The organism is Microbacterium paraoxydans (assembly GCF_019056515.1).
In the GTDB taxonomy this organism is placed as follows: Bacteria; Actinomycetota; Actinomycetes; order Actinomycetales; family Microbacteriaceae; genus Microbacterium.
This window is the reverse complement of record NZ_CP064873.1, coordinates 460,132-483,326: the sequence shown is the minus strand read 5'-3', so window position 1 is coordinate 483,326 and position 23,195 is coordinate 460,132. Positions and strand designations below refer to the sequence as shown.

The window sequence follows — 23,195 nt, the reverse complement described above, 5'->3', positions numbered from 1 at the left end:
ACGGCCGCACGAGGGATTCCCTCGTGCGGCCGTGACCGGGTCGTGCAACCGTTCCCGGATCACCCGGGGGCGTCGGTCTCCGGAGGCGCGGTCGGCTCCGGAGTCGGCTCCGGGGTCGTGGTCGGATCCGGCGTCGGCGTCGGCTCGGGAGTCGGCGACGGCTTCGGCGCGGGAGTCGGCGTCGGCGCGGCATCCGCGGGCGTCGTGACCGTCACCACCGTGCGCACGGCCGAGTCGCCGTACTGGACGAGTCCGAGGTAGCGGGTTCCGGCGGTCAGACCGGTCCAGCTCAGCTCGTAGCTCGTGTTCTCCCCGCGGACCGCGGCGATCGGGTTCGGCGTCGCGGTGAAGGAGCCCTCCCCGTCCGGCAGCACGGAGGCGTGGGTCATGTCCCACGTCATCGGCCCGGTGGTCGCGTACACGTTCGCCACGACGAGGTAGGTGCCCGCGGTCGGTGCGGGGATCGTCACCTGCTCGTCGGCCGAGCCCGTCGCCGACTGCCAGCGCTCGTAGTAGCGCAGGTCGTCGGGGCTCACGACCCGGTAGACGGTGAGGTCGAGATCGCTGCCCTCGTCGTCGGACGAGTCGAGGTCGAAGCGCGAGAGCGTAGCGCCCTCCGGCACGTCGACGATCCAGGACACGTCCTTGTTCGCGTCGCCCGAGTTCTCGTTGCCCGAGTGCCCCTCGACGGGGTTGTCCGGGTCGCTGAGGAGCTGGAACGGCGTGAGACCCGAGACGCCCAGCGCCAGATCGCCGTCGAGGCCGGGGGTGATGTCGACGGTCGTGCTGCCGTCGACGCCGCTGCCGGTGATCTCGGCCGGGGCATCCGCCGTGACCGGGAAGACCGCGATCGGCGAGCGCACCGTGTTCTTCTTGCTCGTCCAGGTGAGCGAACCCGTGGCCCACTGCTCGACCGGCGCGGTGGTGCTGTCGAACGTGACCGTGAAGGTCTTCGTCTGCCCCGGCTTGTCGAAGGAGAGCTGGGACGGCGTGACGGTGACGTTCACGCCGGGGACGGAGGCCTTCGCCGTGAACACGCCCTTCTCGGTCGAGGTGACCGAGCGGGTGACGGTCTGCGCGCTGGCCAGGGACCCGATCGAGATCGATGCCTGGTTCAGATCGCTGCCGTCGATGGGGTCGATGCCGGGGAAGTCCGACAGCCCCTTCCCGTCGAGGAACGCCGCCCAGTCCTTGAACCCGTTGAGGTAGAGCAGACCGGGGTTCAGGAACCGCGTCGCATCGACCTGTCCGGCACCCTGCTCGAACGGGTTCGTGTTCTTCGAGCCGTCGGGGAGCACGGTGTCGGAGGCGGTCGTCATCAGGGCCGAACGGATCTCGCCCGGGGTCGCCCGCGGGTGCTCCCCGAGGTAGAGCGCACCGAGGCCGGCGATGTGCGGGGAGGCCATCGACGTCCCGGAGAGGATGCCGAAGGTCGGGTCCTCACCCGGGGCGTTGTGCGTGGCGGCGAGGATCGCCACTCCCGGTGCGGCGATGTCCGGCTTGAGCACGTCGGTGCCGTCGGCGAGGACCGGTCCTCGGCTCGAGAAGCCCGCGATCTGCGGGGTCGGCGTGGTCACGCCGGTGGTGTTCTCACCGACGAGGGTGATCGGCCGATCGACGCCGCCCTGCACGTAGGCGAGCACGGCCGCACGGTGCGCGGCGTTCAGGTGCACGGTCGGCACGGCGTGGAAGTCGTTGTCGAGGGAATCCGCACCACCGGGCACGTTCACCAGGACCATGCCGATGCCCCCGGCGTCCTTCACGACCTGGGACTTCTCCGCGCGGGCGTTGCCGCCGCGGTCGCAGACCACGATGTGTCCCGAGACCTTCGCCGGGTCGAGGGTGCCCGGCAGGCACAGCTGCGCATCCACCGCACCGGGCGCCGCGGCATCCACGGCGGCGATGGAGGGACCGGAGACGCTGTCGCCGAACGGGACGGTCACCGAGGCCCCGGCCTGCTCGAAGCCGTCGAACTGCACGGTGCCCTCCCACGTCGGGATGGTGGAGGCGGCGACCGTCGTGTACCACGGCGAGGCGTGGTCGGCGGTGACCGGATCGGGGCCGTCGTTGCCGGCGCTGGTCGCGACGAAGACACCGGCGGCCGCGGCGTTGAGGAACGCGAGGTCTTCGGGAGCCATCACGGTGCTCGCGGCGCCGCCGCCGATCGAGTAGTTGATCACGTCGACACCGTCCGCCACGGCCTGATCGATCGCGGCCACGAGGTCGCTCAGGGCGCAGATGTCATCCGTCGTCACGGTCGTGTCCGGGCCGACGTAGCAGGCCTTGTAGGCCGCGACCTTCGCCCCGGGCGCGACACCGGAGACCGTTCCGAAGTCGACACCCTCGACCTCGGCGTCCACTCCGAAGTTGCCCGCGGCGGTGCTCGCCGTGTGCGAGCCGTGACCGTCGCCGTCGCGCGGGGAGAGGTAGTCGTACTGGAAGTCGAACCCGGCCGCCTGGGCTCCCGCGAAGAAGTACTGCCCGCCGATGAGCTTCGTCGAGTAGTCGCGCTCGTCCCAGTCCTGACCATCGACCATCGCGCCGCGGAACTGTCCGCCGTCGGACTTGTCGAAGTAGACGTAGGTGCCGTCGGTGTACGGGTCCGTGCCCTTGTGGCGGCTGTTCTGCTTCTTCTGCTGCTTGAGCTTCTTGCCCTCGAACGAGGGGTGCTCGGGCGCGATGCCGGTGTCGATCACGCCGACCACGACGCCCTCGCCCGCCTTCTTCACGCCTCCGGTCTGCTGCCACACCCCACCGCGGCCCTTGCGGTCGTCGCCGAGGCCGAGGTAGTCGGTCGAGGTCTGCGCGTCGGGGTGACGGATCTCGTCCGGATACACCCCGAGGACGTCCTTCGAGGCGCGGAGCTGGTCCACCTGCTCACCCGAGAGGTCGGCGCTGAAACCGTTGAGCACCACCTGGTAGGTCGTGTCCGGGGTGACGCCGACGTCGTTGATGAGGCTGCTCTGCTCGGACTCGAGGTGCTTGACGTAGCGCTGCGCGTCCTGCGACTGCGTCTCGAGCTGCTCGCCCTCGTCGGGCTTCGTCGCCTTGAGGCCCTTGACGTCGCCTTCGTAGCTGGCGAGGGGATCGGCCTTCATGATCACGATGTAGTGCCCGGGGGTCCCCGCGACCGGAACGGGGTGCGTCACCTCCCCGGTCGCTGCGTGGCCTGCGGTTGCCGTCGATGCGATGAACAGCGTCGCCAGGGTGGTGGCTGCTGCGATCCGAAGGGGTGTTCGACCCATATCTCGCTCCTGATGATCCGATGATCCCGATGCCGCGTCGTCGCCGCACCGCGGCTCACGATAGCCCCGCCGTTCGGCGCCGGATCGAGAACTGAACGATGGTCGCCCCCGATCGTGCCGATCGGTCAGGATGGACGGCGGCCGACTCTCCGAATGTCGCCAGTAGGCTGGAGACGTGGCCCGAACCTCCGTCCTGTCGACCAGAGTGCTGCTGATCTGCGCAGCGATCGGTGTCGCCACGGGCATCCTCGGCGGCATCGCCGGATGGGTCACTCCCCTCCTCCTGGCCAGCCCGCTGCTGTTCCTCTACGGCCTCGTGCTGGGCTCGCACGTGCTGCCGGGCATCATCGCGCAGGAGGTGCTGCGGCTGCCGTTCGTGGCGCTCATCACACACGTGTTCGCCGCCCTCATCGCGAGCGCCTTCAACCCGGCGTGGTCGCTGCGGTTCATCGGCACCGCGCTGCTCTTCGGCCTCATCCAGGAGGGTGTCGCCGCCCTCACCCGCTATCGCTCCTGGGGCGCCTGGCGGTTCTTCGTCTCGGCGGTCGTGATCGGCGTCGTCGTGGCGGTCGCGGTGTTCTTCGCGGCGAACCTCGCGGTCATGCCGCTGTGGGCCCAGCTGCTGTACCTGGCGATCTCCGTGCTCGGTCCTGTGGCCTGGACGGCGATCGGCCTCGCCATCGGTTCGGCGCTGCGCACCGCCGGGGTCGCGCGCCGCTGATCGCGCACGGGCCCCGCTGGCAGCACAGGTAAGGCTCAGCTAAGTTAGAGGCACACCCTCCGTCGAGCCAGGGACGTGCCGTGCGCCCATCCGCACCCCTCCTCCGCGTGCGCGAGCTGACCCTCACCCACGCGGATGCCGCGCACCCGTCGCCCCGTGACGTGACCTTCGACATCGATCCCGGCGAGGTCGTGCTGCTGCTCGGCCCGTCCGGTTCCGGGAAGTCGACGCTCACGCTCGCCCTCAACGGGCTCATCCCGCACGCGCTCCCCGCGACGATGACCGGCGCCGTCGAGGCCGGAGGCGTCGACACGACCACCGCGCACACCGCGACGCTCAGCACGCACGTCGCCATGGTCTTCCAGGATCCGGACGCGCAGATCGTCACAGGGACGGTGTACGACGAGGTGGCCTTCGGTCCGGAGAACCTCCTGCTCCCGGTGGAGACCGTGCGCGCCCGCGTGGAGGAGGCGTTGCGGCGCGTCGGCCTGTGGGAGCGTCGCGACGACAACCCCGACCACCTGTCCGGCGGCGGGCGGCAGCGTCTCGCCATCGCCTGCGCCCTCGCGATGGGCTCGCCTCTCATCGTGCTGGACGAGCCGACCGCGAACCTCGACCCCCAGGGGATCGACGACGTGTACGCGGCGCTGACCGAGGTCGTGGCCGCCGGAGACCGGGCCATCCTCCTCGTCGAGCACAACCTCGACGCCGCGATGCGTTTCGTCACGCGCACCATCGTGCTCGACCGCGAGGGCCGGGTGGTCTTCGACGGTCCGGCGGCCGAGACCATCCGCGCGCATGCCGACGAGCTCGTGGCGATGGGGGTCTGGCTGCCCGCCGCGACGCTCGCCGCGCTCCGCCTCCGTGACCGGGGGATCGTCCTCGACCCGCTGCCGCTGACGCCCGAGGCGCTGGCCGCCGCACTGCCTCCCGGCCCCGGCGCCGCGTCCTCGGTGCCGGTCGGCGACCCTCGCCCCGCCGACCGGGAGCCCATCATCCGGGCCCGCGGCCTCACGGTCACACGGCGCCGCACCGAGATCCTGCACGGGGTCGACCTCGACATCGCCGCCGGGAGCCTCACCGCGATCGTCGGGGCGAACGGGGCGGGCAAGACGACGCTGATCCAGACTCTCGCCGGGGTCGTGCCGCCGCCGAGAGGTCGGGTCTCCGTCGACGGCATCGACCCAGGGACGGCCTCCCCTCGGGAGCTCGCGGCGCGCATCGGCTTCGTGTTCCAGAACCCGGAGCACCAGTTCATCGCCGCCACCGTGTTCGACGAGCTCGCCCACGGGCTCCGGCTGCGCCAGGTGCCGGACGACGAGGTCCGCACGCGGGTGGCGGAGATGCTGGAGCGGTTCGGGCTGACGCACAAGGCCGGCGTGCATCCGTTCCTCCTCTCCGGCGGCGAGAAGCGACGGCTCTCCGTGGGCACCGCCCTCATCACCCGTCCGCCCGTCCTCGCCCTCGACGAGCCCACGTTCGGGCAGGACCGGGCCCGAGCCGCCGAGCTCCTGCACCTGCTGGAGAGCCTGCGGGCGGACGGCACGACCGTGGTCATCGTCACGCACGACCTGCAGCTCGTCGCCGAGCACGCCACCGACACGGTCGTCCTCGCCGACGGGCGGGTGCGGGCCGCCGGTCCGACGGCGGCACTGTTCGCCGATCCCGCGATCCTCCCCTCCGCCGGCCTGCGCGTCCCCGCGTTGCAGCGGGTGCTCACCGCGGCCGGGTGGGAGGTGTCGCCATGACGATGACCACGCTCGATCCGTACGCGCCGCTCACAGCCACGTCGCGGCGGCAGTTCCTCTACGGCCTCAACCCGCTGGCGAAGGTCGCCGGGTTCGCCCCCGCCATGCTGCTCCTCGTCTTCGTGCGGGACCTGGCCACCCCCGCCGCCTTCCTCGTGCTCGCCTACGCCCTCATCCTCATCGGAGCGCGGGTGACGGGGCGCCTCCTCGCGCTGCTCCTGCTCGGTCTTCCCGCGGGCATGCTCGCGATCGGCGTCGGCTTCTCGCTGTGGGTCGACGCGGCCCTGGTCGCCGACACCGCCCCCGTCGTGACGATCGGCGACTGGACCCTCTACGGCGGTGCCCTCCTCATCGGGTTCGCCACGGCGCTCCGGCTCGGGTCGATCGTCGCGCTCGCGCTCGTCGGCGGCCTCACCACCAGCGGCTCCGATCTCGTGCGTGCGAGCGTGCAGCAGCTGCGCGTGCCGTACCGCATCGGGTACACGGCCCTGGCCGCCTTCCGCTTCGTGCCCCGGTTCGGGCACGAGCTCGCCGTCATCCGCGCCGCGCACCGGGTGCGCGGTTACCACGGTGGCCGCGGCCCCTTCGCACGGATCGCCCGCGGCTGGGGGTACATCGTCCCCCTGCTCGCGGGTGCCATCCGGCATGCGGAGCGCGTCGCCCTCGCGATGGACTCCCGGGCGTTCGGTGCGCATCCGACACGGACCGAGCGGCACCTCGTGCCGTTCCGCGCGAGGGACACCGTCTTCACCGTGGCGATGCTCGCCGTGTCGGCCGCGATCTTCGTCGTCTTCTTCCCCTGGCAGCTCCCCTGAAAGGCGCCCGCATGGCATTCAGCAAGATGGTCAAGCCGGAGACGGCCGAGCTCCTGCACCTCACCGTGCTCCGCACCGAACGGCTCGCGCCGCACTGGGTGCGGGTGACCCTGGGCGGCGGCGAGATCGACCGCTTCCGTCCGATGGGCTACGACCAGTGGTTCCGGCTGTTCCTGCCGATCGGCGGGGAGGCCGGGCTCGAGCGCGTGCCCGCCAAGGCGAACCGGATGTTCGGGTATCTGAAGTTCCTCCGCATCCCCGACGGCGAGCGCCCCGTGATGCGCAACTACACCGTGCGCGCGTACCGCCCGGCCACTGCCGAGACCGGCGCCGAGCTCGACGTCGACTTCGTGCTGCACGGCTCGGCGGCCGACGGAACCGCCGGTCCGGCCTCCCGATGGGCGGAGACCTGCGCCCCCGGTGAGCACGTCCTCATCATCGACGAGGGCCTGACGTTCAACCCCGAGCGGGGCACCGACCGGGTGGTGCTCGTGGGCGACGAGACCGCCCTCCCTGCGATCGCGTCAATCAGCGCCTCCCTGCCGGCCGACGCCGCGGGCACGGCGATCATCGAGGTCCCGTCCGCGGAGGACGCCCTGGAGTTCGCGCATCCGTCGGGGCTCGACGTGGTGTGGATCGTGCGGCCGCACGAGATCCCGCCCGGGGTTCTCGCCCTGGACGCCCTCGGCAGGACGGCACTCCCCGACGCTCCGTTCCACGCGTACGCGGCCGGCGAGCAGTCCCTGGCCTCCGGCGTCCGCAAGCAGCTCGTCGGCGAGCGCGGCGTGGACAAGAACGCCGTCAGCTTCTGCGGCTACTGGAAGATCGGCGCCGCCTCCCCCGCCTCGAAGGCCGCCCGCGAGGCCGCCGCCGAGCCCCTCGCCTGAGGCCGGGCACAGCTTCGGAGACAGGGCACGACACGCCGGGGCGGAAGAGGCCGCCCCGGCGTGTCGTCCGGAATCTCCGAAGTTGTGCCCGCGCCCGCTTACTTCACACTGCCCTGCGTGAGCCCGCCGACGAGCCACTTCTGCAGGAACAGCGCCAGCAGGTAGATCGGGATCAGCCCGGAGAGGCTCGCGGCGGCCATCTGCCCGAACATCACCTCTCGACCGCCCTGCATGAGCGCGATGCCCACGGGGAGCGTCTGGGAGTCCACGCTCTGCGTGAGCAGCAGCGGGATGAGGAAGTCGTTGTACGCGAGGATGAAGACGATGATCGACACCGCCACGATGCCGGGGGCGGTGAGCGGCAGGATCACCGCCCAGAGGGTGCGCAGCGGACCGCATCCGTCGATCTGCGCCGCCTCGTCGACCTCGAACGGGATCGAGCGGAAGAACCCGTCGAGCAGCCACACCGCCACCGGCGTGAGCAGCAGGCCCTCGACGATGCCCAGCCCGATCACCGAGTCCATGAGCCCGCGGTGCGCACCAGGACGAAGAGCGGGATGATCGCCACGATCGGCGGGGCGACGTACGCCGAGACGATGAGCCCGAGGGTCTGCTTCCCGCCGGCGCGCAACCGGGCCATCGCGTAGTTCGCCGGGATCGCCACGAGCAGCGAGACGACCACCGCCCCGACCGCCGCCCCGATCGAGTTGCGGAGGTAGGTGAGGATCGGCCAGTTCTCGAACGCGGCCACCCAGTTCTCGAACGCGAGGCGGGACGGGAGGATCCGGGTCGACAGGATGTCGTCCGGGCTCTTGAACGACATGCTCACCATGTACAGCACGGGCAGCAGCGCGAGGACGATCGCCACGACGATCACGACGGCCTTCACCGCCGTGACGGTGACGGACGGCCGGCCGGGCCGGGAGATGCTCGCGGTCCGACGGCGCCGCTGGCGACGGCGGGCGTCGGGGACCACCAGCGTGACGGTCGCGCTCTCGTCGACCCGATCCGTGGAGCGGAGTGTGAGCGACATGGGTCAGCCCTCTCTGTGCAGCCGCTGCCGCACGGCGTTGAGCGGCAGGATGACGATGGTGACCAGCACCAGGAAGGCGATGGTCTGCGCGGCGGCGGCGCCGACGTCGAACGTCTGCAGCCCGGTCCGATAGATCTGGAAGCTGCTGACGGTGGTGTCGAAGCCCGGCCCGCCGCTGGTCATGATGAACACGAGGTCGAAGACCTTGAACGAGACGACGAGCTTGAGCAGCAGCACGGTGATGAGGCTCGGGAGCACGAGCGGGAACGTGATGCGCCAGAACGTCTGCCACACCCCGGCACCGTCGACCTGGGAGGCCTCGTACACCTCGGTCGGCAGGGTCTGCAGCGCGGCGAACACGAGCAGCACGCAGAACGGCGTCCACTGCCAGGCGTCCACGAGGATCACGGAGATCATCGCCGCGGGGCTGGAGCCGAGGAACAGGAACGGCTCGGACCCGGGCGCGAACGACTGCCCGATGTTGTTCAGCAGTCCCCCGGTCGGGGCCAGCATGAGCTTCCAGATGACGCCCGCCATCACCGGCGGTGTCATCAGCGGCAGCAGGAGCAGCACCCGGATGACGCGCCCGCCCTTGACCGCGGCGTCCAGCGACAGGGCGACGACCAACCCTGCCACGAGCGCGATCAGGGCGGAGGGGATGGCGAAGAGCAGCGACCTGCCGAGGGACGGGAGGGTGACCCCGTCCCCCAGCAGTGCCGCGAAGTTGTCGAACCCGACCCATTCGGTGAACGGCCGGCCCAGCGACGACTCCGAGAAGGAGGCGGCGATGATGTAGCCGAGCGGGTAGATCGCGATGATGACGATCGCGATGACGGCGGGCGCGAGCAGGGCGCGTCCCGTCCACGACGCGCGTCGGGCGCGGCGCCGGGAGGTGACGGGGTGCGACATGAGCGGTCCTTTCGGGTTCGACGAGGGGATCAGTCGGCCAGGGACTGCCAGGTGTCCCAGGTGTTCTGCATCGCCTGTTCGGCGGTGAGGCCGCCCTGCAGCATCAGCGCTAGGTTGTCGCTGAGCGACTGGATCATCTCCGGCGCCTGCGGCGAGGTCGGCCAGGACTGCGCGTTGGGCAGCACCTCGGCAGCGACCGCCGAGACCTCGGGGGCGAACTCGACGTACTCCGGACTCTCCAGCGTGGAGGTGCGGGTGGGGTCGACACCGGAGCCGGTCGTCGTGATGAGCTTCTCGTTCGTCTCCTTCGACGAGGCGAACGCGACGAACTGCTTCGCGAGGTCCTCGTCGCTCGCGTTGGGGCTGATACCCATCGCCCATCCCGCGTTGAGCGCTCCGGAGACCTTGCCCTCGGGGCCCACCGGCAGCGGGGCGACGCCCCAGCCGTCGACGATCTTCGACTGCTCCGGGTCCTGCGCGAACACGCCCAGGTCGGTCCAGAACTCGATCATCCCGACCGACCCGGACAGGAACTGCGGCAGCGCCTGCTCGAATCCGATCTCCAGCGGACTGGGGAGGGCCGACGGCGAGGCGTCGAGCATCGACTGCGCGGCGGCCACCGCGTACTCGGTGTCGAGCTGCGGCATCTGCGGGTCGATCGGGTCGGGCGACATCGTCGCGAGCCGGTTGAAGAACGTCGACCCGATGTTGAACGCGCTCTTCGAGCCGAGCAGCGCGTTGCCGTAGACGCCGTTCGCCTTCTCGGCGTCGGTGATCTTCTTCGAGACCTCGACGTACTCGTCCCACGTGGTCGGGACCTCGACGCCGTTCCGCTCGAAGATCGCCTTGTTGTAGAAGAGCACGTGCGTGTCGCCGTCGATGGGCAGACCGTAGGTGGCGCCCTCGTACTGCGAGTACGGTCCGAAGATCGCCTCGATGAAGTCGCCGGAGTCGATGTCCTCGTCGGACTCGACCCAGTCGGTGATGTCGGCGAGCGCCCCGGCGTCGGCGAGGGCGCCGACCGACGTGTACCAGTACTGGATGACGTCGTAGTTGTTGGTGCCGGACTGCGCGTCGAGGATCGCCTTGGTCTGGATCTGGTCGTAGGGGACGACCTCGACCTCGACCTCGACGCCGGTCTCGGCCTCGAAGTCCTCCTCGAGGATGGCACCGGCACCCTCCTGGGGTGCGGCGATGAGGACCTTCAGGGTCTTGTCGCCTCCGTCGCCGGAGGCGCCTCCCGCGTCCCCGCCGCAGCCGGCGAGCACGAGGCCCGCCGTGGATGCCACGGCGATGACGGGAAGGGCACGGCGCACGAGGCGCGCGGTCGGAGAGGGGCGTCGTTGCCTGCTCATGGTGGTGTCCTTTCGGTGGTTCTTCTCGGGTGAGGGGGAACGTCAGTCGCCGGATCGGAGGTCCGGCGTCCAGGGGCGGTCGACCTTGTCGCCGTCCACCCAGGGGGTCTTGACGAAGACCGCACGGAAGGTCTCGTCGAAGGGGTTGCGGACGAAGTGCTCCTCGTGCGGCTCGGCCCGCAGCACGTCGCCGACGGAGACGACCCGACACGTGTCGCGGTCCAGCCAGATCTCCGCGCGGCCCTCGATCACGACGAACGACTCCGTGTGGTGCTCGTGGAGGTGATTCGCGAACTCGTCCCCCGGGCGGAGCACGACGACGCCGAACGCCGCGTCCTCCCCCTGGGCGAGGTATCCCGGACCCCAGTCGCCGAACCGCAGCGCGGCATCGGCGGTCCGCAGCACGTCGGCGCTCATGCGGGCACCGGGGCCTCAGTGGCCGCGCGGAACAGCTCGTAGGCGTCGGCGGGGTCGAGGTCGTCGTGCACGACGGCGCGGACGGCGGTCATCATCGCGGCGGGGGCCGCGCTCTGGAAGATGTTGCGGCCCATGTCGACCCCGGCCGCCCCGGCCCGCACGGCACGGGAGGCCATGGTGAGCGCGTCGAGCTCCGGGAGCTTCTTGCCGCCCGCCATGATGACCGGGACGGGGCATCCGGCCACCACGTCCTCGAAGCCCTTCTCGCAGTAGTAGGTCTTGACCAGCTGTGCGCCGAGCTCGGCGATGATGCGCGTCGCGAGTCCGAGGTAGCGGGCGTCGCGGACCAGCTCCTTGCCCACCGCGGTCACGCCGAGCACGGGGATCCCGGCCGCGTACCCCTCGTCGACGAGGGTGGTGAGGTTGCGGATGCTGCGGCTCTCGTGCTCGCCGCCGACGAAGACCTGCACGGCCACGGCATCGGCGTTGAGCCGGACCGCGTCCTCCATCGCCATCGCCGTGTACTCGTCCGAGAGGTCCTTGAGGATCGAGGGTCCCCCGGAGGCTCGGAGCACGAGTCCGGCACGCGTCGCCGGCGGGAGGGAGGTGCGCAGCGCGCCCCTCGTGCCCATCAGCGCGTCCGCCTGCGCGGCGAGCGGCGCGATGTTGAGGTCGATGCGCTCGAGTCCCGACGTCGGCCCCTGGAAGTAGCCGTGGTCGAAGGCGAGCATGACCGTGCGCCCGGTCTCCGGATCGAGGATTCGGGACAGGCGGTTCTGCATGCCCCAGTCGAGGTTGGCGGCGCCACGGATGTTCTGCGTGAACCGGACGCCGGGCGTCCCGACGTGGAACTGCTTGGCGTCGGCGTTGCCGTCGAGGTCTGCCATGGAGGTCTCCTTCGTGTTGTCGTCAGCCGATGTGGCCGACGGGCGAGAGGCGGGGGGTGGAGGGGTCGAGGGGGCCGCGGGCCGCCCCCGGCGGGGTGAAGAGCGGAGGGAGGTCGGGGCTCGAGATCGCCAGGACGTCGCGGTAGACGCGGTGCCAGCGCTCGGTGACCGCGCGGTACTGCGCGTGCTCGGCGGGATCGACCCGTTCGACCCGCTCGGCGTCGCCCATGGGCGGGAGCGTGGCGCCGACACCGGCGGCGGCGAGACGCGCGGCACCGTATGACGTGGCCTCGGGGCGGGGGTGACGCGCGTGTCCAGGCCGGTGACTCCGGCGATGATCCGCGGCCACAGCGCTCCCGCACTCGACCCGCCGGTGAACGTCACGGTGCCGTCCGCGACCGCGCGGCCCGCGGTGAGAGCGGAGAGGATCTCCAGGTGCGCGCCGGCGACGATGGCCGCGGACTCCTCGATCGCCCGGATGAACGCCCCGCGGGACGATCCGGCGGCGTCGTTGATGTCGAATCCGACGAACGCGGGCGCGGCGTGGTGCCACGCGTCGGCCTGCATGACGTTCGCCATCGTGGCGACCACGCCGTTCGCGCCGACCGGGACCTCGGCGGCCCACTCCTCCATGATGCGGAAGGCGGAGCGGCCCTCCGCGCGTCCGAGCGCCGCCGCGTCGGGGCACATCGCGTCTCGGAACCAGCGCATGGCGAGTCCCGAGAGGAAGCCGATGCCCTCGATCATCCAGGTGCCGGGGTCGACGTGGCAGAGGGTGCGCAGACGACGATCCGGGTCGACGAGGGGCTCCGCGACGACGGCCGTCGTCTGCCAGAACGTCCCGGCGACGATCGTCGGAGTCCCCTCTCGCGCCGCGATGCCGTGGAGGGCGAGCTGCGTGTCCGCCCCGCCGGCGACGACCGGGGTGCCGACGGGCAGCCCCGTCGCGGCCGCCGCCGCGGGCGTCACAGCGCCGACGATCTCGCCGGCCGCGACGACCGGGGGCAGGATGCGCCGGTCGATGCCGACGAGATCCGCGAGGTCGGCGGACCATCCGCGCGCGCGGAGGTCGAAGAGGGCGGAGCTCGACCCGCAGGTCGGCTCGGTGACGAAGACGCCGGTGAGCCGGGTGGTGACCCAGTCGCTCAGCATGCCGAGGTGGCGCGCACGGGAGAGGACCTCCGGCTGGTGGCGCGCGATCCAGCGCAGCCGAGCCGGTGCGGTGATCGACACCCAGTCCCCGGCGGTGCGGTAGATCTCGTCGGCTGTGCCCTCCGCCACGAGCTCGTCGGCCTCGGCGCGGGCCCGACCATCCGTGTTCGGGCAGGCCCAGATCTCCGTGCCGGCCTCGTCGAACAGCACGAAGCCCTCGCGCATGCTGGAGGCGGCGACGGCGGCGACGCGGCGGCCGTCCAGCCGCGCGACGACCTCGGCGACCGCGCCGGCGATGGCCTCCCAGCCGTTCGCGGTGTCGAAGGCCGTGCCACCGGGGTGGCCCGGGATCGCGCGGTGGGTCCACTCCCGGGCGGCGTGGGTCACGAGCCGGCCCTCGATGTCGAAGGCGAGGGCGCGTGCGGAGCCGGTCCCGGCGTCGATCGCCAGGAAGACGTCGGTCAGCGCTCCCATCGCAGATCACCTCCTGCCAGGAACCGCTCGACTTCCGCGGCGAGCATGTCCGCACCGCGGGCGAGCGTCTCGTGTGTCGCTCCGGCGAGGTGGGGGGTGAGGACCAGGTTCGGCTCCGCGACGAGCTCGCGCCACGGCCCGTCGGGCTCGTTGACGTCGAGGGCGACGCCGGCGAGCTGTCCGGAACGCAGCCCGTCCAGCAGTGCGTGCTCGTCGACGAGCGACTCGCGGGCGGTGTTGATGAGGAACGCGCCGCGCGGCATCCGCTCGATCTGCGCCCGGCCGATCAGGTGCCGGTTCTCCGCGGTCGCCCTGGCGTGCACGCTGACGACGTCGCTGGCGGAGAGCAGCGCGTCGAGGTCGCCTACGATCGTCGCATCGGTCACCGCCTCGGGATCGACGAACGGGTCGTACGCCGTGATGACGGCCCCGAGGGCGCGAGCTCGCGCCGCGACCAACCGGGCGACGTTGCCGTAGCCGATGAGCCCGAGGCGCAGCCCCTTGACCTCGCGTCCGAACCACCGGGCGCCCTCGAACGTCGACTCGGCGAGCGCACGCCCGTCCGCCACCCGGTCGTCCACGTCCCGAAGGGAGGCCGGCACGTTGCGCACCAGAGAGATGAGGAAGCCGATGGTGAGATCCGCGACGGCGTCGGCGTTCTTGCCCGGCGTGGTCGTCACGCGGACGCCGGCTTCGCGGGCCGCGTCGAGGTCGACGTTCACGGGGCCGCCCCGCGCGCAGCCGAGGAGGCGGAGGTCGGGCAGGGCCGCGATGACCTCGGCGGTGACGGGGGCGGCGTGGAAGGCGACGACGTCATACCCCGCGGCGAGCCGGGCGACCTCGGCCGGATCGCCCTCGAACTCGCGGATCGCGGCGGTGTCCCAGGTGGGCTCCGCGATCGTCATCGTGACCGCGTCGGTCTCGATCCCCCGCTCCCGGAAGGCGCGGGTGAAGACCTCGGCGGTCATGTAGCTGTCGCCGATGACGAGGATGCGGTGGTCGGTCATGCAGGGCTCCCGGAGGATCGAAGGATGGGGAAGGGGTCAGCGGAGCGCGGCCGGGTATCGACCGGAAGCGGTCTCGTTCGAGATGCCCGCCGCGTCGAAGCCGGTGTCGACGCTCACGCGCAAACGGTCCGTCCGCACGGAGGCGCGGGAGATGTCGATGGGCTGCCCGCTCTGGTCGTAGGCGACGGCCTCGACCACGACGATCGGATGCCCCGGCTCGACCTCGAGCAGTCCCGCGAGCATCCGGTCGGCCGAGACGGCCTCGATCGTGCGGTGCATGCGCGCGATCCGCACACCGGTGACGCGGGAGATCGCGGCGTAGAGGCTGGCCCGGGGGTCGCGGAGGTCGGGAAGGACGCCGACGAAGCGCGTCGGCAGGTAGTTGATCACGTGGACGGCGGTGCGGGCGCCGACGGCGCGCACGCGCTCCAGCACGAAGCCCATGCCGTCGGGCGAGTCGCGACCGACCACCGCGGCGGCCCAGGACGGCAGCGGCTCGATCCCTCCGCGGAGGATCTCCGAACTCAGGGCGCTGCGTCCGTCCTCGCTGTACTCGCCGAGCAGGCTCGGCGCGGAGGGCAGCGTCCAGGCGGACGGCCCCTGGGCACGCTCGACGAACGCGCCCTTGCCCTGCTGCCGCGAGATGATCCCGGCGCTCTCGAGACGGGACAGCGCATCGCGGACCGAGGTCCGGGAGGCCGCGAAGTGCGCGCGCAGCTCGCTCTCGCTCGGCAGGCGGTCCCCGGGCGCCCAGGCGCCCTGGGCGATCTGCCCCTCGACGGCGCGCATGATCTGGAACCAGATCGGAGCCGTCGACGTACGGTCGAGCTGCGGCAGGGTGAGCGTGGACATTCCGGCCTCTTCGGTGAGCGGGTGCGAGGACATCGGCGTCCTCGAGCCGGACGTCGCCTGTCCGGACATGTATCGATCATGGACCAGCACATGTATCCCCTGAAGAGACAAGTCAGAAGAAAGTCGGCCCCCTGGTCGGACCCGGAATTATCCGCTCGTCATCAGGCTTTTCTGCGCAGAACGACGACCCAGGGACCGGCACGCCGCACGGCCGACTGTCCCCGCCGGCGCCACTCGTCGATACAAGTGGGGCCGCACCCCTCTGCCTCCAGACGGAAAACGCACCCTCGGGATGTCCCGAGGGTGCGTTTCTCCTGCGGCCCGCCGCGCGGGCCCTGCGTCAGCGCTTGCCGGCGATCTGACGCCCGACGATCTCGCGCATGATCTCGTTCGTGCCGCCGTAGATGCGGTGCACACGGGCGTCGAGGAAGGCGCGGGCGATCGGGTACTCGGTGATGTAGCCGTAGCCGCCGTGGAGCTGGACCCCGGCGTCGAGCACCTCCCACTCGCGCTCGGTGGCCCAGAACTTGACCTTCGCGGCCTCTTCGGCCGAGAGCCTGCCGTCCCTGTACGCCACGAGCGCGCGGTCGATGAAGGCCCACAGCGCGTCGACCGTGGCGGACATGTCGGCGATGGTGAAGCGGCTGTTCTGGAAGTCGATGATGCGCTCCCCGAAGGCCTCGCGGTCCTTCGTGTAGGCGACGGTCCAGTCGAGCGCGGCCTGTGCGGCGGCGGCTCCGGCCACGCCGATCGAGAGGCGCTCGAGCGGGAGGTTCATCATGAGCTGGATGAAGCCCTTGCCCTCGACGCCGCCGATGAGGTTCTCCTCGGGCACGAACACGTCGCTGAACGACAGCTCGGCGGTGTCGTGACCGTGGAAGCCCATCTTCGAGAGCTTCTTGCCGTTGTCGAACCCCTCCATGCCCTTCTCGATGAGGACGAGGCTGAACGCGTCGGGCCGGTTGCCCTCGCCCGTCTTGACGAAGGTCACGACGAGGTCGGCGGTCGCACCGGACGAGATGAACGTCTTGGCGCCGTTGACGAGGTAGCCGCCGTCGACCTTCTTGGCGGTGGTCTTGATGCCGCGCAGGTCGGAGCCGGCCCCGGGTTCGGTCATGGCGAGCGCACCGACGACCTCGCCGGTGGCCATGCGGGGCAGCCACTTCTCCTTCTGCTCCTGCGTGCCCATGTGCACGAGGTACGGGACGGCCAGGTCGTCCTGGATGCCGAAGGCGCCGGCGAGCGAGCCTGCTCCGGCTGCGATGACCTCTTCGTTCACGATCGCGCGGAAGCGGTAGTCCTGCAGCATCCCGGCGCCGCCGAACTCCTCGGGCACGGAGAGCCCGATGATGCCGGCCTCACCCGCGGCGCGCATCGTGGCGCGGTCCACCTCGCCGGCGGCGTCCCACTTCTCGATCGCCTCGTGCGTGACGTGGCGCTTGACGAAATCCTTGACGAGGTCGCGGAATGCCTCGTGATCCTCTTCGTAGATGTCGCGTTCCATGCCGTCCTCCCGAACGTGTCGTGCGTCGTTGCTCCGGCGAGTCTACGGCGGGAACACGGGGCAGGACAGGCGATTGTGAGAATGCATCCCATCCCGAGTGGGACTGGGTACCGCGTTTGTGGAAAGCCTCAGAGCACGCCGAGCGCCACCGCGGACCCGTCCGTTCAGTGCTCGTAGTCGGGAGCGGCGGGCAGGCCGAAGAACTCCTCGAGGGTGTGGAAGCCGCCCTCGTGATACGCCGCCGCGAGCTCCGTGCCGACGTAACGCAGGTGCCAGGGCTCCGGCGCATACCCGGTGACCGGGGTGCCGACCTGCTCGTAGCGCACGATGAACCCGTACTCCCAGGCGTGCGCGGCCACCCACTCGCTCTGCCGCGTCGCCCCGAAGCCGTCGAGACCGCCGCACCCGGCATCGCAGGCCACGACGTCGAGGGCGAGACCGGTCTGATGCTCGCTGTGCCCCGGGCGCGCCGAGCCGGCGTCCGCGTCGGCCTGCCCCTGGTCCCGCACGTGGGCGCCGTAGGTCGCGACCTGCAGCCCGTAGGAGCGGTAGCCGTTGTTCGCGCCGATGCGGCCGACGCCCGCGGCCGCGGCGGCCTCCGCCATGCGCCCGACCGCGTCGGCGACCTCCGTGCGCACGCGGCCCGACGGCGTCGTCATCTGCAGCGGCACCTGGCCCAGTTCCGCGGGCTCGTAGGCGGCCGGATCGAGCGGACGCCCCTTGTTCACCACCACCCAGATCCGGGCGGGATCGCTGAGCGAGACGCAGGGCGCGTTCCCCGCGACCACCGCCTCACGGAAGCGCGCTCCGCCGCCGAACCCCGCGATGGTGGCGGCGTCATCCCCCGCCGCCATCGCCTCCTGCACCCCGGGGTCGGCACAGGGGTCCGCCGCGGGCGTCGCCGCGTTCTCCACGGTCGGCACCTGCATCACCGCGACCGGCCGCGGCATCTCCTCCGAGGCGACAGGGGTCGCGGCCGCCCCGGTGAGGGACAGCAGCACGCCCACCGCGGTCACCGCCAGCCCGACTGGGAGAGCGGGGCCGAAGATCGGGGAGCGCGGCGCCGCATGCTGAGCGTACGGCGAGGAGGGCATGGCCCCATTCTTCCATTCGAACATTGATGCCATACTCGCTTGACTTCCATTCGATTCTTTGTTCGACTAGGACGATGCGGTGGCAGGGACAGAAGCTCGCGGACAGCGACGAGGCGGCGCTGCCAGGCCTCGAGAACCGGTCCAGCGTCCTCCGCGCGGTGACGACGCCGGAGTTCGCCGGGATGACGTTCCACGAGGTGCTGTCGAAGTCCGCCCTCAACCACGTCCCCGGGGCGTCGCGCATGCCCTTCGCCTGGACGATCAACCCCTACCGCGGCTGCTCCCACGCCTGCACCTACTGCTTCGCACGAGGCACGCACGAGTACCTCGACCTCGACGGCGGTGCCGACTTCGACACCCAGATCGTCGTCAAGGTCAACGTCGTCGAGGTGCTCGAACGGGAGCTGCGCCGCGGGAGCTGGCAGCACGAGACGGTCGCCCTCGGCACGAACACCGACCCGTACCAGCGGGCCGAGGGGCGCTACGCCCTCATGCCCGGCATCATCGAGGCGCTCGCGGCGTCGGGCACCCCGATGTCGATCCTCACGAAGGGCACGCTGATCCGCCGCGACATCCCGCTGCTGAAGAAGGCGGCGCAGCGCGTGCCGGTCGACGTGCAGATGTCGATCGCGATGTACGACGACGCGCTGCAGAAAGCGATCGAGCCCGGCGCTCCGACCACGCAGGCCCGCCTCGACACGGTGCGCGCCCTCGCCGACGCCGGGTTCCCGGTCACGGTGTTCCTCATGCCGATCATGCCGCACCTCACCGACTCCCTCGCCGCGATCGACGACGCCCTGCGCCGCATCAAGGCCGCCGGAGCGCGGAGCGTGATCTACGGAGCCCTGCACCTGCGTCCGGGCGTCAAGCCGTGGTTCTTCCAGTGGCTCGGCGAGAACCGTCCCGACCTCGTGTCGTCGTACCGGGGGCTCTATCCCGGAGCGTCCGTCGAGGCGCCGAAGCCGTATCGGCAGTGGCTCGCCAAGCGCGCTCGTCCTCTCATCCGGATGCACGGACTCGACGGCCGGCACGAAGACGACTATCCGCGGCGCGGGTTCCGCCCGGGCCAAGGCCACGTGCAGACGGAGACACCGGGGGCCGGACCGGTGATGTTCACCCCGAGCGGCCGCGCTGCCGCGTCCCCTCCTCCCCAGCCGATGCTGTTCTGAGTCGGTCACGGAAGGGGTGCTGCGCCGCGTAGGCTCGAGGATCATGGCGATCGGTTCGACAGTCCACACGTTCGAGATGCAGCTGGCCGACACCGATCGCGGGGTCTACGAGGACGTCTCGCTCCGCGCCGCCCGGCACCCCTCCGAGACCGACGCGTACATGCTCACCCGGGTGCTCGCGTACGGACTCGAGTTCGCGGAGGGCATCGCGTTCGGCGGGAGCGTCTCCGACACGGAGGAGCCCGCCGTGCTCGTGCGCGACCTCACGGGGCGGGTCACCGTCTGGATCGAGGTGGGCGCTCCCGACGCCGCACGGCTGCATCATGCCACCCGCCTCGCGGACCGGACCGTGGTCTACACGCACCGCGATCCCGCGAAGGTCATGGCGCCATGGGCCGACAAGCGCATCCACCGGGCCGAGGACATCCGGTTCTACAGCTTCGATCCCGGGTTCGTCGACACCGCCACGCCCCACCTCGCCCGCCGCAACACCCTGACCCTCACGGTCACCGAGGGCGTCCTCTACCTCGACCTCAACGGCACCGCCCTCACGACATCCCTCCACGAGCACACCCTCCCCTGACCCGGCCGGTGCGGAGCGCGAAAAGGCCCCGGAGACCGAAGTCTCCGGGGCCTTTCTGATCCCGAACGGGTCAGGAGGTGAGCTCGGCGGCGGATGGCACGCGGCCGGCGATCTCCTCGATCACGTCGTCGTCCAGGCGGGCCTGCTCGAACGGGGCCTCGATCTCGGCGCGACCGAGCAGCTCGGTCATCCGGCGCTGGCGCTGCCGCGTGATGAGCGTGACGACCCGGCCCGAGCGCCCCGCGCGACCCGTGCGACCGGAGCGGTGCAGGTACGTCTTGTACTCGTCCGGCGCGTCGGCCTGGACCACGAGGTCGATGTCGTCGACGTGGATGCCGCGCGCGGCGACGTCGGTCGCGACGAGCACGTTCACCCGACCCGAGGTCAGCTTCTCCAGGTTGCGCGTGCGCTTGGCCTGGTTGAGATCGCCGTGCAGCGAGACGGCCGGGATTCCCGCGTCGTCGAACTGGTCAGCCAGCATCTCGGCGTAGGCGCGAGTACGGGCGAAGACGAGCGTCTTGCCCTCGCGGTCGACGAGCGACGTGAGGATGTCCGCCTTGTCGCGGTGCTCGATGACGAGCACCCGGTGCTCGATGGTGCTGGAGCCCTGGTCCTCGCCGGCGACCTCGAACACGGCGGGGTCGACGAGGAACTCGTCCACCAGCGCCGCGACCTCGCGGTCGAGCGTCGCGGAGAACAGGAGCTTCTGGCTGCCCTCGGCCGTGCGGCGGAGGATGCGCTGCACGGGCTCGACGAATCCGAGCTCGCACATGTGGTCGGCCTCGTCGAGCACCGCGATCCGGCAGTCGGACAGGTCGAGCTTGCCCTGGTTCATCAGGTCCTCGATACGGCCGGGGGTGCCGATGACGATGTCGACGCCCTTCTTCAGCGCGCCCACCTGGCGGCCCTGCGGCACGCCGCCGTAGATCTGCGTCGTGAAGAGGCCGACGCTGCGGGCGATCGGCTGGATGGTCCGGTCGATCTGCAGCGCGAGCTCGCGCGTCGGGGCGAGGATGATCGCGCGCGGCGCCCGTCCGAACTCACGACGCTTGCCCGCCTGCGACTGCAGCACCCGCTCGACGAGCGGTGCCCCGAAGGCGATGGTCTTGCCGGAGCCCGTGCGTCCGCGGGCGAGCACGTCGCGCCCCTCGAGGACGGCGGGAATGCTCGCCGCCTGGATCGGGAACGGCGTCGCGGCGCCCATGTTGTTCAGGGTCTCGGTGATGTTGGAGCCCAGGCCGAGGTCGGCGAACGTGACGCCCTCGACCTCGACGGCCTGCACGGCCTGTGCCTCGAGGCGCTCGTGGACGACGTCGTCGGCCTGCTCGAACGCCGCCTTCGGCTTCGCGTTCCAGTCGCTCCGGGTCGGACGCTCGTCGCGACGAGGGCGCTCGTCCCGACGCGGCCGCTCGGTGCGGTAGGCCCCTCCGGTCGACGGCCGCTCGCGCCCGCCCTCGAAGGAGCGCTGCGTGCGGTCGCGGTCGAACGCGCGGCGCGCACGGGCGGCGTCGTACGAACGCTCGGTCCCCTGGTCGCCACCGCGGGTGCGATCGCCGCCGCGGTCGTCCCGCCGCGGACGGTCGTCGCGGTCGAAGCGCGGACGCTCGTTCCGGCGGTCGTCGAAGCGCGGGCGTCCGCCGTCGCGGTGGTCGCCGTCGCGGAACCCCTGTCGCTGCGAGCCGCCGCGGTCGTCCCGCCGCGGACGGTCGTCGAACCGTCCAGCGCCGGACCGGTCGTTGTACCGCGGACGCTCGGCGCGGTCGTCGAACCGGCCGCCACCGGCGCGGTCGTCGCGGCGGTGCGGGGCCTCGCGACGCCCGGACTCCGCACGGTTGCGGATGCTGCGGGCCTCGTCGCGACCGGCGCGCTCCTGGGAGCTCCAGCGGCGCTTCGGAGCACCGGACTCGGCCTCCTCCGGGCGGTAGCCGCGGTGCCCGGGGCTGCGGCTCCCGGGGCGACGGTCGTACCCGCCGGTCGCGCGACCCTCGCGGTCGTCGCGTGCGGGACGCTCGTCGCGAGCCGTGTCCCGACCGCCGGCCGGACGGTGGCGGTCGTGGAACGAGGTCTTCTTGGCGCCGTAGCGCGGCTCGAAGTTCGCGGCGGCGCGACCGCCGCGGGGCTTCTTGTTCTTGGGCATTCGGGTGTCCTTCTTGCGTTCTCGCACGAGAACAGCGCTGCGCGCACGCGCGAGCACTCCGATCCAGCGGAGTCCGGACGATCTGCGGCCGGGGCCATTCCTGTGATGGTTGATTCGCGTCGATCGACGCGTTCCATCGGCCCCTGGACTCACACTTCACACACTGAAAAACGTCCGCGCCCTGCGCGGGTGTCCGAAGCCGACCGTCTCAGTCTACCCGGCATCCCTGGGAGACCCCCGCACTCCGGCGGCCTGCGGCACTACGATGTCGAGGTGAACTCCGTCTCTCCCACCGGCACCCAGGTCCATCTCCGTCTCGGCGACGTGACCGCGCAGATCGCCCAGGTCGGCGCCTCTCTCCGTGCCCTCCGGATCGGCGAGGTCGATCTCATCTCCCCGTATCCGCTCGACATCCCGACGCCGTCGTGCTCGGGCGTCGTGCTGACCCCCTGGCCCAACCGGGTGCGCGACGGCCGCTGGGACGACGAGGGCACCGTGCGCCAGCTCGCGATCACCGAGCCGAAGACGGACAACGCCAGTCACGGCCTGCTGCGCTTCACGGCGTACGCCATCGAGCAGACGGAGGGCGCCGCGACGCTGCGGGCGACCGTCTTCCCGCAGACCGGCTACCCGTACCTGATCGAGACGTCCGTCGCGTATGTCCTCACCGCGGACGGCATCGAGGTCACGCACACGCTCACCAACTGGTCCGACTCCCCCGCGCCCGTCGCGGTCGGCACACACCCGTTCCCCACGATCGGCGATGTCGACCCGCACGACCTCGTCCTCCGGGTGCCCGCCCGCACCGCCTTCGAGACGGATGACCGCATGCTCCCGATCGGCACCCGTCCCGCCGATCCCGAGCTGCGCGAGGGCATCCGCGTCGGCGACGTCTCGCTCGACACCGGGTTCACCGACCTCGAGCGCGACCCGGACGGCCGGGTGCGGCACACCCTCACCGCCCCCGACGGCCGGACCGTCACGCTCTGGCAGGGCGAGGGCTTCGACTTCGTGCAGGTGTACACGGCCACGAACTATCCCGGTACGCCGCTCGCCGTCGCGATCGAGCCGATGACCGCCCCGGCTGATGCCCTCAACAGCGGCCGCGGCCTGCGGCGCCTGGCCCCGGGCGAGACCTGGACCGTGGAGTGGGGCCTCTCCTTCGCCTGACCGCGGTCCACCGGTCCGGAGAACACACGCGGAAGG

Annotated in this window: 19 protein-coding genes; 7 read left to right on the top strand and 12 right to left on the bottom strand. The window is 71.3% G+C overall.

The features are described 5' to 3' along the window. Positions 1 to 59 precede the first annotated feature (59 nt). Positions 60 to 3,245 carry a S8 family peptidase gene (locus IZR02_RS02275; protein WP_025104670.1) on the bottom strand — a complete coding sequence of 1,062 codons (3,186 nt, stop codon included), beginning with the start codon at positions 3,243 to 3,245 and terminating at the stop codon, positions 60 to 62. Between the two features lie 175 nt (positions 3,246 to 3,420). Here IZR02_RS02275 and IZR02_RS02270 point away from each other — a divergent pair, with 175 nt between their 5' ends. The 4 genes from IZR02_RS02270 (at position 3,421) to IZR02_RS02255 (ending at position 7,416) form a co-directional block, all read left to right on the top strand. Next, entirely contained in the window at positions 3,421 to 3,966 is a 546-nt protein-coding gene (locus tag IZR02_RS02270) for an ECF transporter S component (RefSeq protein WP_025104671.1), read from the top strand. An 80-nt stretch (positions 3,967 to 4,046) separates the two neighbouring features. Then, complete coding sequence (locus IZR02_RS02265) at positions 4,047 to 5,714, top strand: ABC transporter ATP-binding protein (protein ID WP_025104672.1); 1,668 nt, start codon at positions 4,047 to 4,049, stop codon at positions 5,712 to 5,714. Continuing rightward, a complete protein-coding gene (locus IZR02_RS02260; RefSeq protein ID WP_025104673.1) occupies positions 5,711 to 6,529 on the top strand; it encodes an energy-coupling factor transporter transmembrane component T in 819 nt (272 codons plus the stop codon). Before IZR02_RS02265 ends, IZR02_RS02260 begins: the two co-directional genes overlap by 4 nt. Before the next feature lie 11 nt (positions 6,530 to 6,540). After that, on the top strand, positions 6,541 to 7,416 hold the full coding sequence (locus IZR02_RS02255; RefSeq protein WP_062766194.1) for a siderophore-interacting protein: 876 nt from the start codon (positions 6,541 to 6,543) through the stop codon (positions 7,414 to 7,416). Between the two features lie 98 nt (positions 7,417 to 7,514). Here the strand turns inward: IZR02_RS02255 and IZR02_RS02250 are convergent, their stop codons facing one another. The 10 genes from IZR02_RS02250 to IZR02_RS02205 all read right to left on the bottom strand — a co-directional run bounded on the left by IZR02_RS02250 (position 7,515) and on the right by IZR02_RS02205 (position 18,100). Continuing rightward, positions 7,515 to 7,940, bottom strand: a complete 426-nt coding sequence (locus tag IZR02_RS02250; protein WP_062766191.1) for a carbohydrate ABC transporter permease — start codon at positions 7,938 to 7,940, stop codon at positions 7,515 to 7,517. After that, complete coding sequence (locus tag IZR02_RS02245; RefSeq protein WP_062766189.1) at positions 7,928 to 8,449, bottom strand: carbohydrate ABC transporter permease; 522 nt, start codon at positions 8,447 to 8,449, stop codon at positions 7,928 to 7,930. The genes IZR02_RS02250 and IZR02_RS02245 overlap by 13 nt, the downstream gene beginning before the upstream one ends. A 3-nt stretch (positions 8,450 to 8,452) precedes the next feature. Beyond that, the gene (locus tag IZR02_RS02240) at positions 8,453 to 9,358 is read right to left on the bottom strand and encodes a carbohydrate ABC transporter permease (protein WP_025104676.1); all 906 of its coding nucleotides are present in this window, start codon (positions 9,356 to 9,358) and stop codon (positions 8,453 to 8,455) included. 29 nt (positions 9,359 to 9,387) lie between these two features. Continuing rightward, positions 9,388 to 10,713, bottom strand: a complete 1,326-nt coding sequence (locus tag IZR02_RS02235) for an extracellular solute-binding protein (protein WP_082758481.1) — start codon at positions 10,711 to 10,713, stop codon at positions 9,388 to 9,390. Between the two features lie 42 nt (positions 10,714 to 10,755). Next, positions 10,756 to 11,130, bottom strand: coding sequence for a cupin domain-containing protein (locus IZR02_RS02230; RefSeq protein ID WP_062766184.1), 375 nt, complete (start codon positions 11,128 to 11,130; stop codon positions 10,756 to 10,758). Further along, a complete protein-coding gene (gene lsrF, locus IZR02_RS02225) occupies positions 11,127 to 13,643 on the bottom strand; it encodes a 3-hydroxy-5-phosphonooxypentane-2,4-dione thiolase (protein WP_217316559.1) in 2,517 nt (838 codons plus the stop codon). The genes IZR02_RS02230 and lsrF overlap by 4 nt, the downstream gene beginning before the upstream one ends. After that, entirely contained in the window at positions 13,631 to 14,650 is a 1,020-nt protein-coding gene (locus tag IZR02_RS02220; protein ID WP_062766175.1) for an NAD(P)-dependent oxidoreductase, read from the bottom strand. The genes lsrF and IZR02_RS02220 overlap by 13 nt, the downstream gene beginning before the upstream one ends. Before the next feature lie 36 nt (positions 14,651 to 14,686). Continuing rightward, the gene (locus IZR02_RS02215) at positions 14,687 to 15,502 is read right to left on the bottom strand and encodes a GntR family transcriptional regulator (RefSeq protein WP_161973074.1); all 816 of its coding nucleotides are present in this window, start codon (positions 15,500 to 15,502) and stop codon (positions 14,687 to 14,689) included. Between the two features lie 340 nt (positions 15,503 to 15,842). Then, complete coding sequence (locus IZR02_RS02210) at positions 15,843 to 17,006, bottom strand: acyl-CoA dehydrogenase family protein (RefSeq protein ID WP_062766169.1); 1,164 nt, start codon at positions 17,004 to 17,006, stop codon at positions 15,843 to 15,845. Positions 17,007 to 17,170: 164 nt separating this feature from the next. Further along, positions 17,171 to 18,100: a M15 family metallopeptidase gene (locus tag IZR02_RS02205; protein WP_217316558.1), complete on the bottom strand. Its 930-nt coding sequence runs from the start codon at positions 18,098 to 18,100 to the stop codon at positions 17,171 to 17,173. A 74-nt stretch (positions 18,101 to 18,174) separates the two neighbouring features. Between IZR02_RS02205 and IZR02_RS02200 the strand changes: the two genes are divergently transcribed. Together IZR02_RS02200 and IZR02_RS02195 are read left to right on the top strand one after the other, a co-directional pair. Further along, positions 18,175 to 19,269 (top strand): Rv2578c family radical SAM protein, encoded by a 1,095-nt coding sequence (locus IZR02_RS02200; RefSeq protein ID WP_062766163.1) that lies wholly within the window; start codon positions 18,175 to 18,177, stop codon positions 19,267 to 19,269. A gap of 43 nt (positions 19,270 to 19,312) precedes the next feature. Further along, positions 19,313 to 19,852 (top strand): YaeQ family protein, encoded by a 540-nt coding sequence (locus IZR02_RS02195; RefSeq protein ID WP_062766160.1) that lies wholly within the window; start codon positions 19,313 to 19,315, stop codon positions 19,850 to 19,852. Positions 19,853 to 19,922: 70 nt separating this feature from the next. Here IZR02_RS02195 and IZR02_RS02190 read toward each other — a convergent pair whose 3' ends face one another. Next, positions 19,923 to 21,989, bottom strand: a complete 2,067-nt coding sequence (locus tag IZR02_RS02190) for a DEAD/DEAH box helicase (RefSeq protein WP_062766157.1) — start codon at positions 21,987 to 21,989, stop codon at positions 19,923 to 19,925. A gap of 273 nt (positions 21,990 to 22,262) precedes the next feature. On the opposite strand from IZR02_RS02190, the gene IZR02_RS02185 reads away from it, so the two are divergent. Beyond that, positions 22,263 to 23,159: an aldose 1-epimerase family protein gene (locus IZR02_RS02185; RefSeq protein WP_062766154.1), complete on the top strand. Its 897-nt coding sequence runs from the start codon at positions 22,263 to 22,265 to the stop codon at positions 23,157 to 23,159. Positions 23,160 to 23,195 lie beyond the last annotated feature (36 nt).

What these genes read in the sequence shown, in the direction of transcription:
- IZR02_RS02200 (WP_062766163.1), top strand. Translation starts at nt 18,175, where the DNA reads ATGCGGTGGCAGGGACAGAAGCTCGCGGACAGCGACGAGGCGGCGCTG.
- IZR02_RS02205 (WP_217316558.1), bottom strand. Translation starts at nt 18,100, where the DNA reads ATGCCCTCCTCGCCGTACGCTCAGCATGCGGCGCCGCGCTCCCCGATC.
- IZR02_RS02210 (WP_062766169.1), bottom strand. Translation starts at nt 17,006, where the DNA reads ATGGAACGCGACATCTACGAAGAGGATCACGAGGCATTCCGCGACCTC.
- IZR02_RS02195 (WP_062766160.1), top strand. Translation starts at nt 19,313, where the DNA reads ATGGCGATCGGTTCGACAGTCCACACGTTCGAGATGCAGCTGGCCGAC.
- IZR02_RS02235 (WP_082758481.1), bottom strand. Translation starts at nt 10,713, where the DNA reads ATGAGCAGGCAACGACGCCCCTCTCCGACCGCGCGCCTCGTGCGCCGT.
- IZR02_RS02245 (WP_062766189.1), bottom strand. Translation starts at nt 8,449, where the DNA reads ATGTCGCTCACACTCCGCTCCACGGATCGGGTCGACGAGAGCGCGACC.
- IZR02_RS02220 (WP_062766175.1), bottom strand. Translation starts at nt 14,650, where the DNA reads ATGACCGACCACCGCATCCTCGTCATCGGCGACAGCTACATGACCGCC.
- IZR02_RS02240 (WP_025104676.1), bottom strand. Translation starts at nt 9,358, where the DNA reads ATGTCGCACCCCGTCACCTCCCGGCGCCGCGCCCGACGCGCGTCGTGG.
- IZR02_RS02275 (WP_025104670.1), bottom strand. Translation starts at nt 3,245, where the DNA reads ATGGGTCGAACACCCCTTCGGATCGCAGCAGCCACCACCCTGGCGACG.
- IZR02_RS02260 (WP_025104673.1), top strand. Translation starts at nt 5,711, where the DNA reads ATGACGATGACCACGCTCGATCCGTACGCGCCGCTCACAGCCACGTCG.
- IZR02_RS02215 (WP_161973074.1), bottom strand. Translation starts at nt 15,502, where the DNA reads ATGTCCACGCTCACCCTGCCGCAGCTCGACCGTACGTCGACGGCTCCG.
- IZR02_RS02250 (WP_062766191.1), bottom strand. Translation starts at nt 7,940, where the DNA reads ATGGACTCGGTGATCGGGCTGGGCATCGTCGAGGGCCTGCTGCTCACG.
- IZR02_RS02255 (WP_062766194.1), top strand. Translation starts at nt 6,541, where the DNA reads ATGGCATTCAGCAAGATGGTCAAGCCGGAGACGGCCGAGCTCCTGCAC.
- IZR02_RS02230 (WP_062766184.1), bottom strand. Translation starts at nt 11,130, where the DNA reads ATGAGCGCCGACGTGCTGCGGACCGCCGATGCCGCGCTGCGGTTCGGC.
- IZR02_RS02190 (WP_062766157.1), bottom strand. Translation starts at nt 21,989, where the DNA reads ATGCCCAAGAACAAGAAGCCCCGCGGCGGTCGCGCCGCCGCGAACTTC.
- lsrF (WP_217316559.1), bottom strand. Translation starts at nt 13,643, where the DNA reads ATGGGAGCGCTGACCGACGTCTTCCTGGCGATCGACGCCGGGACCGGC.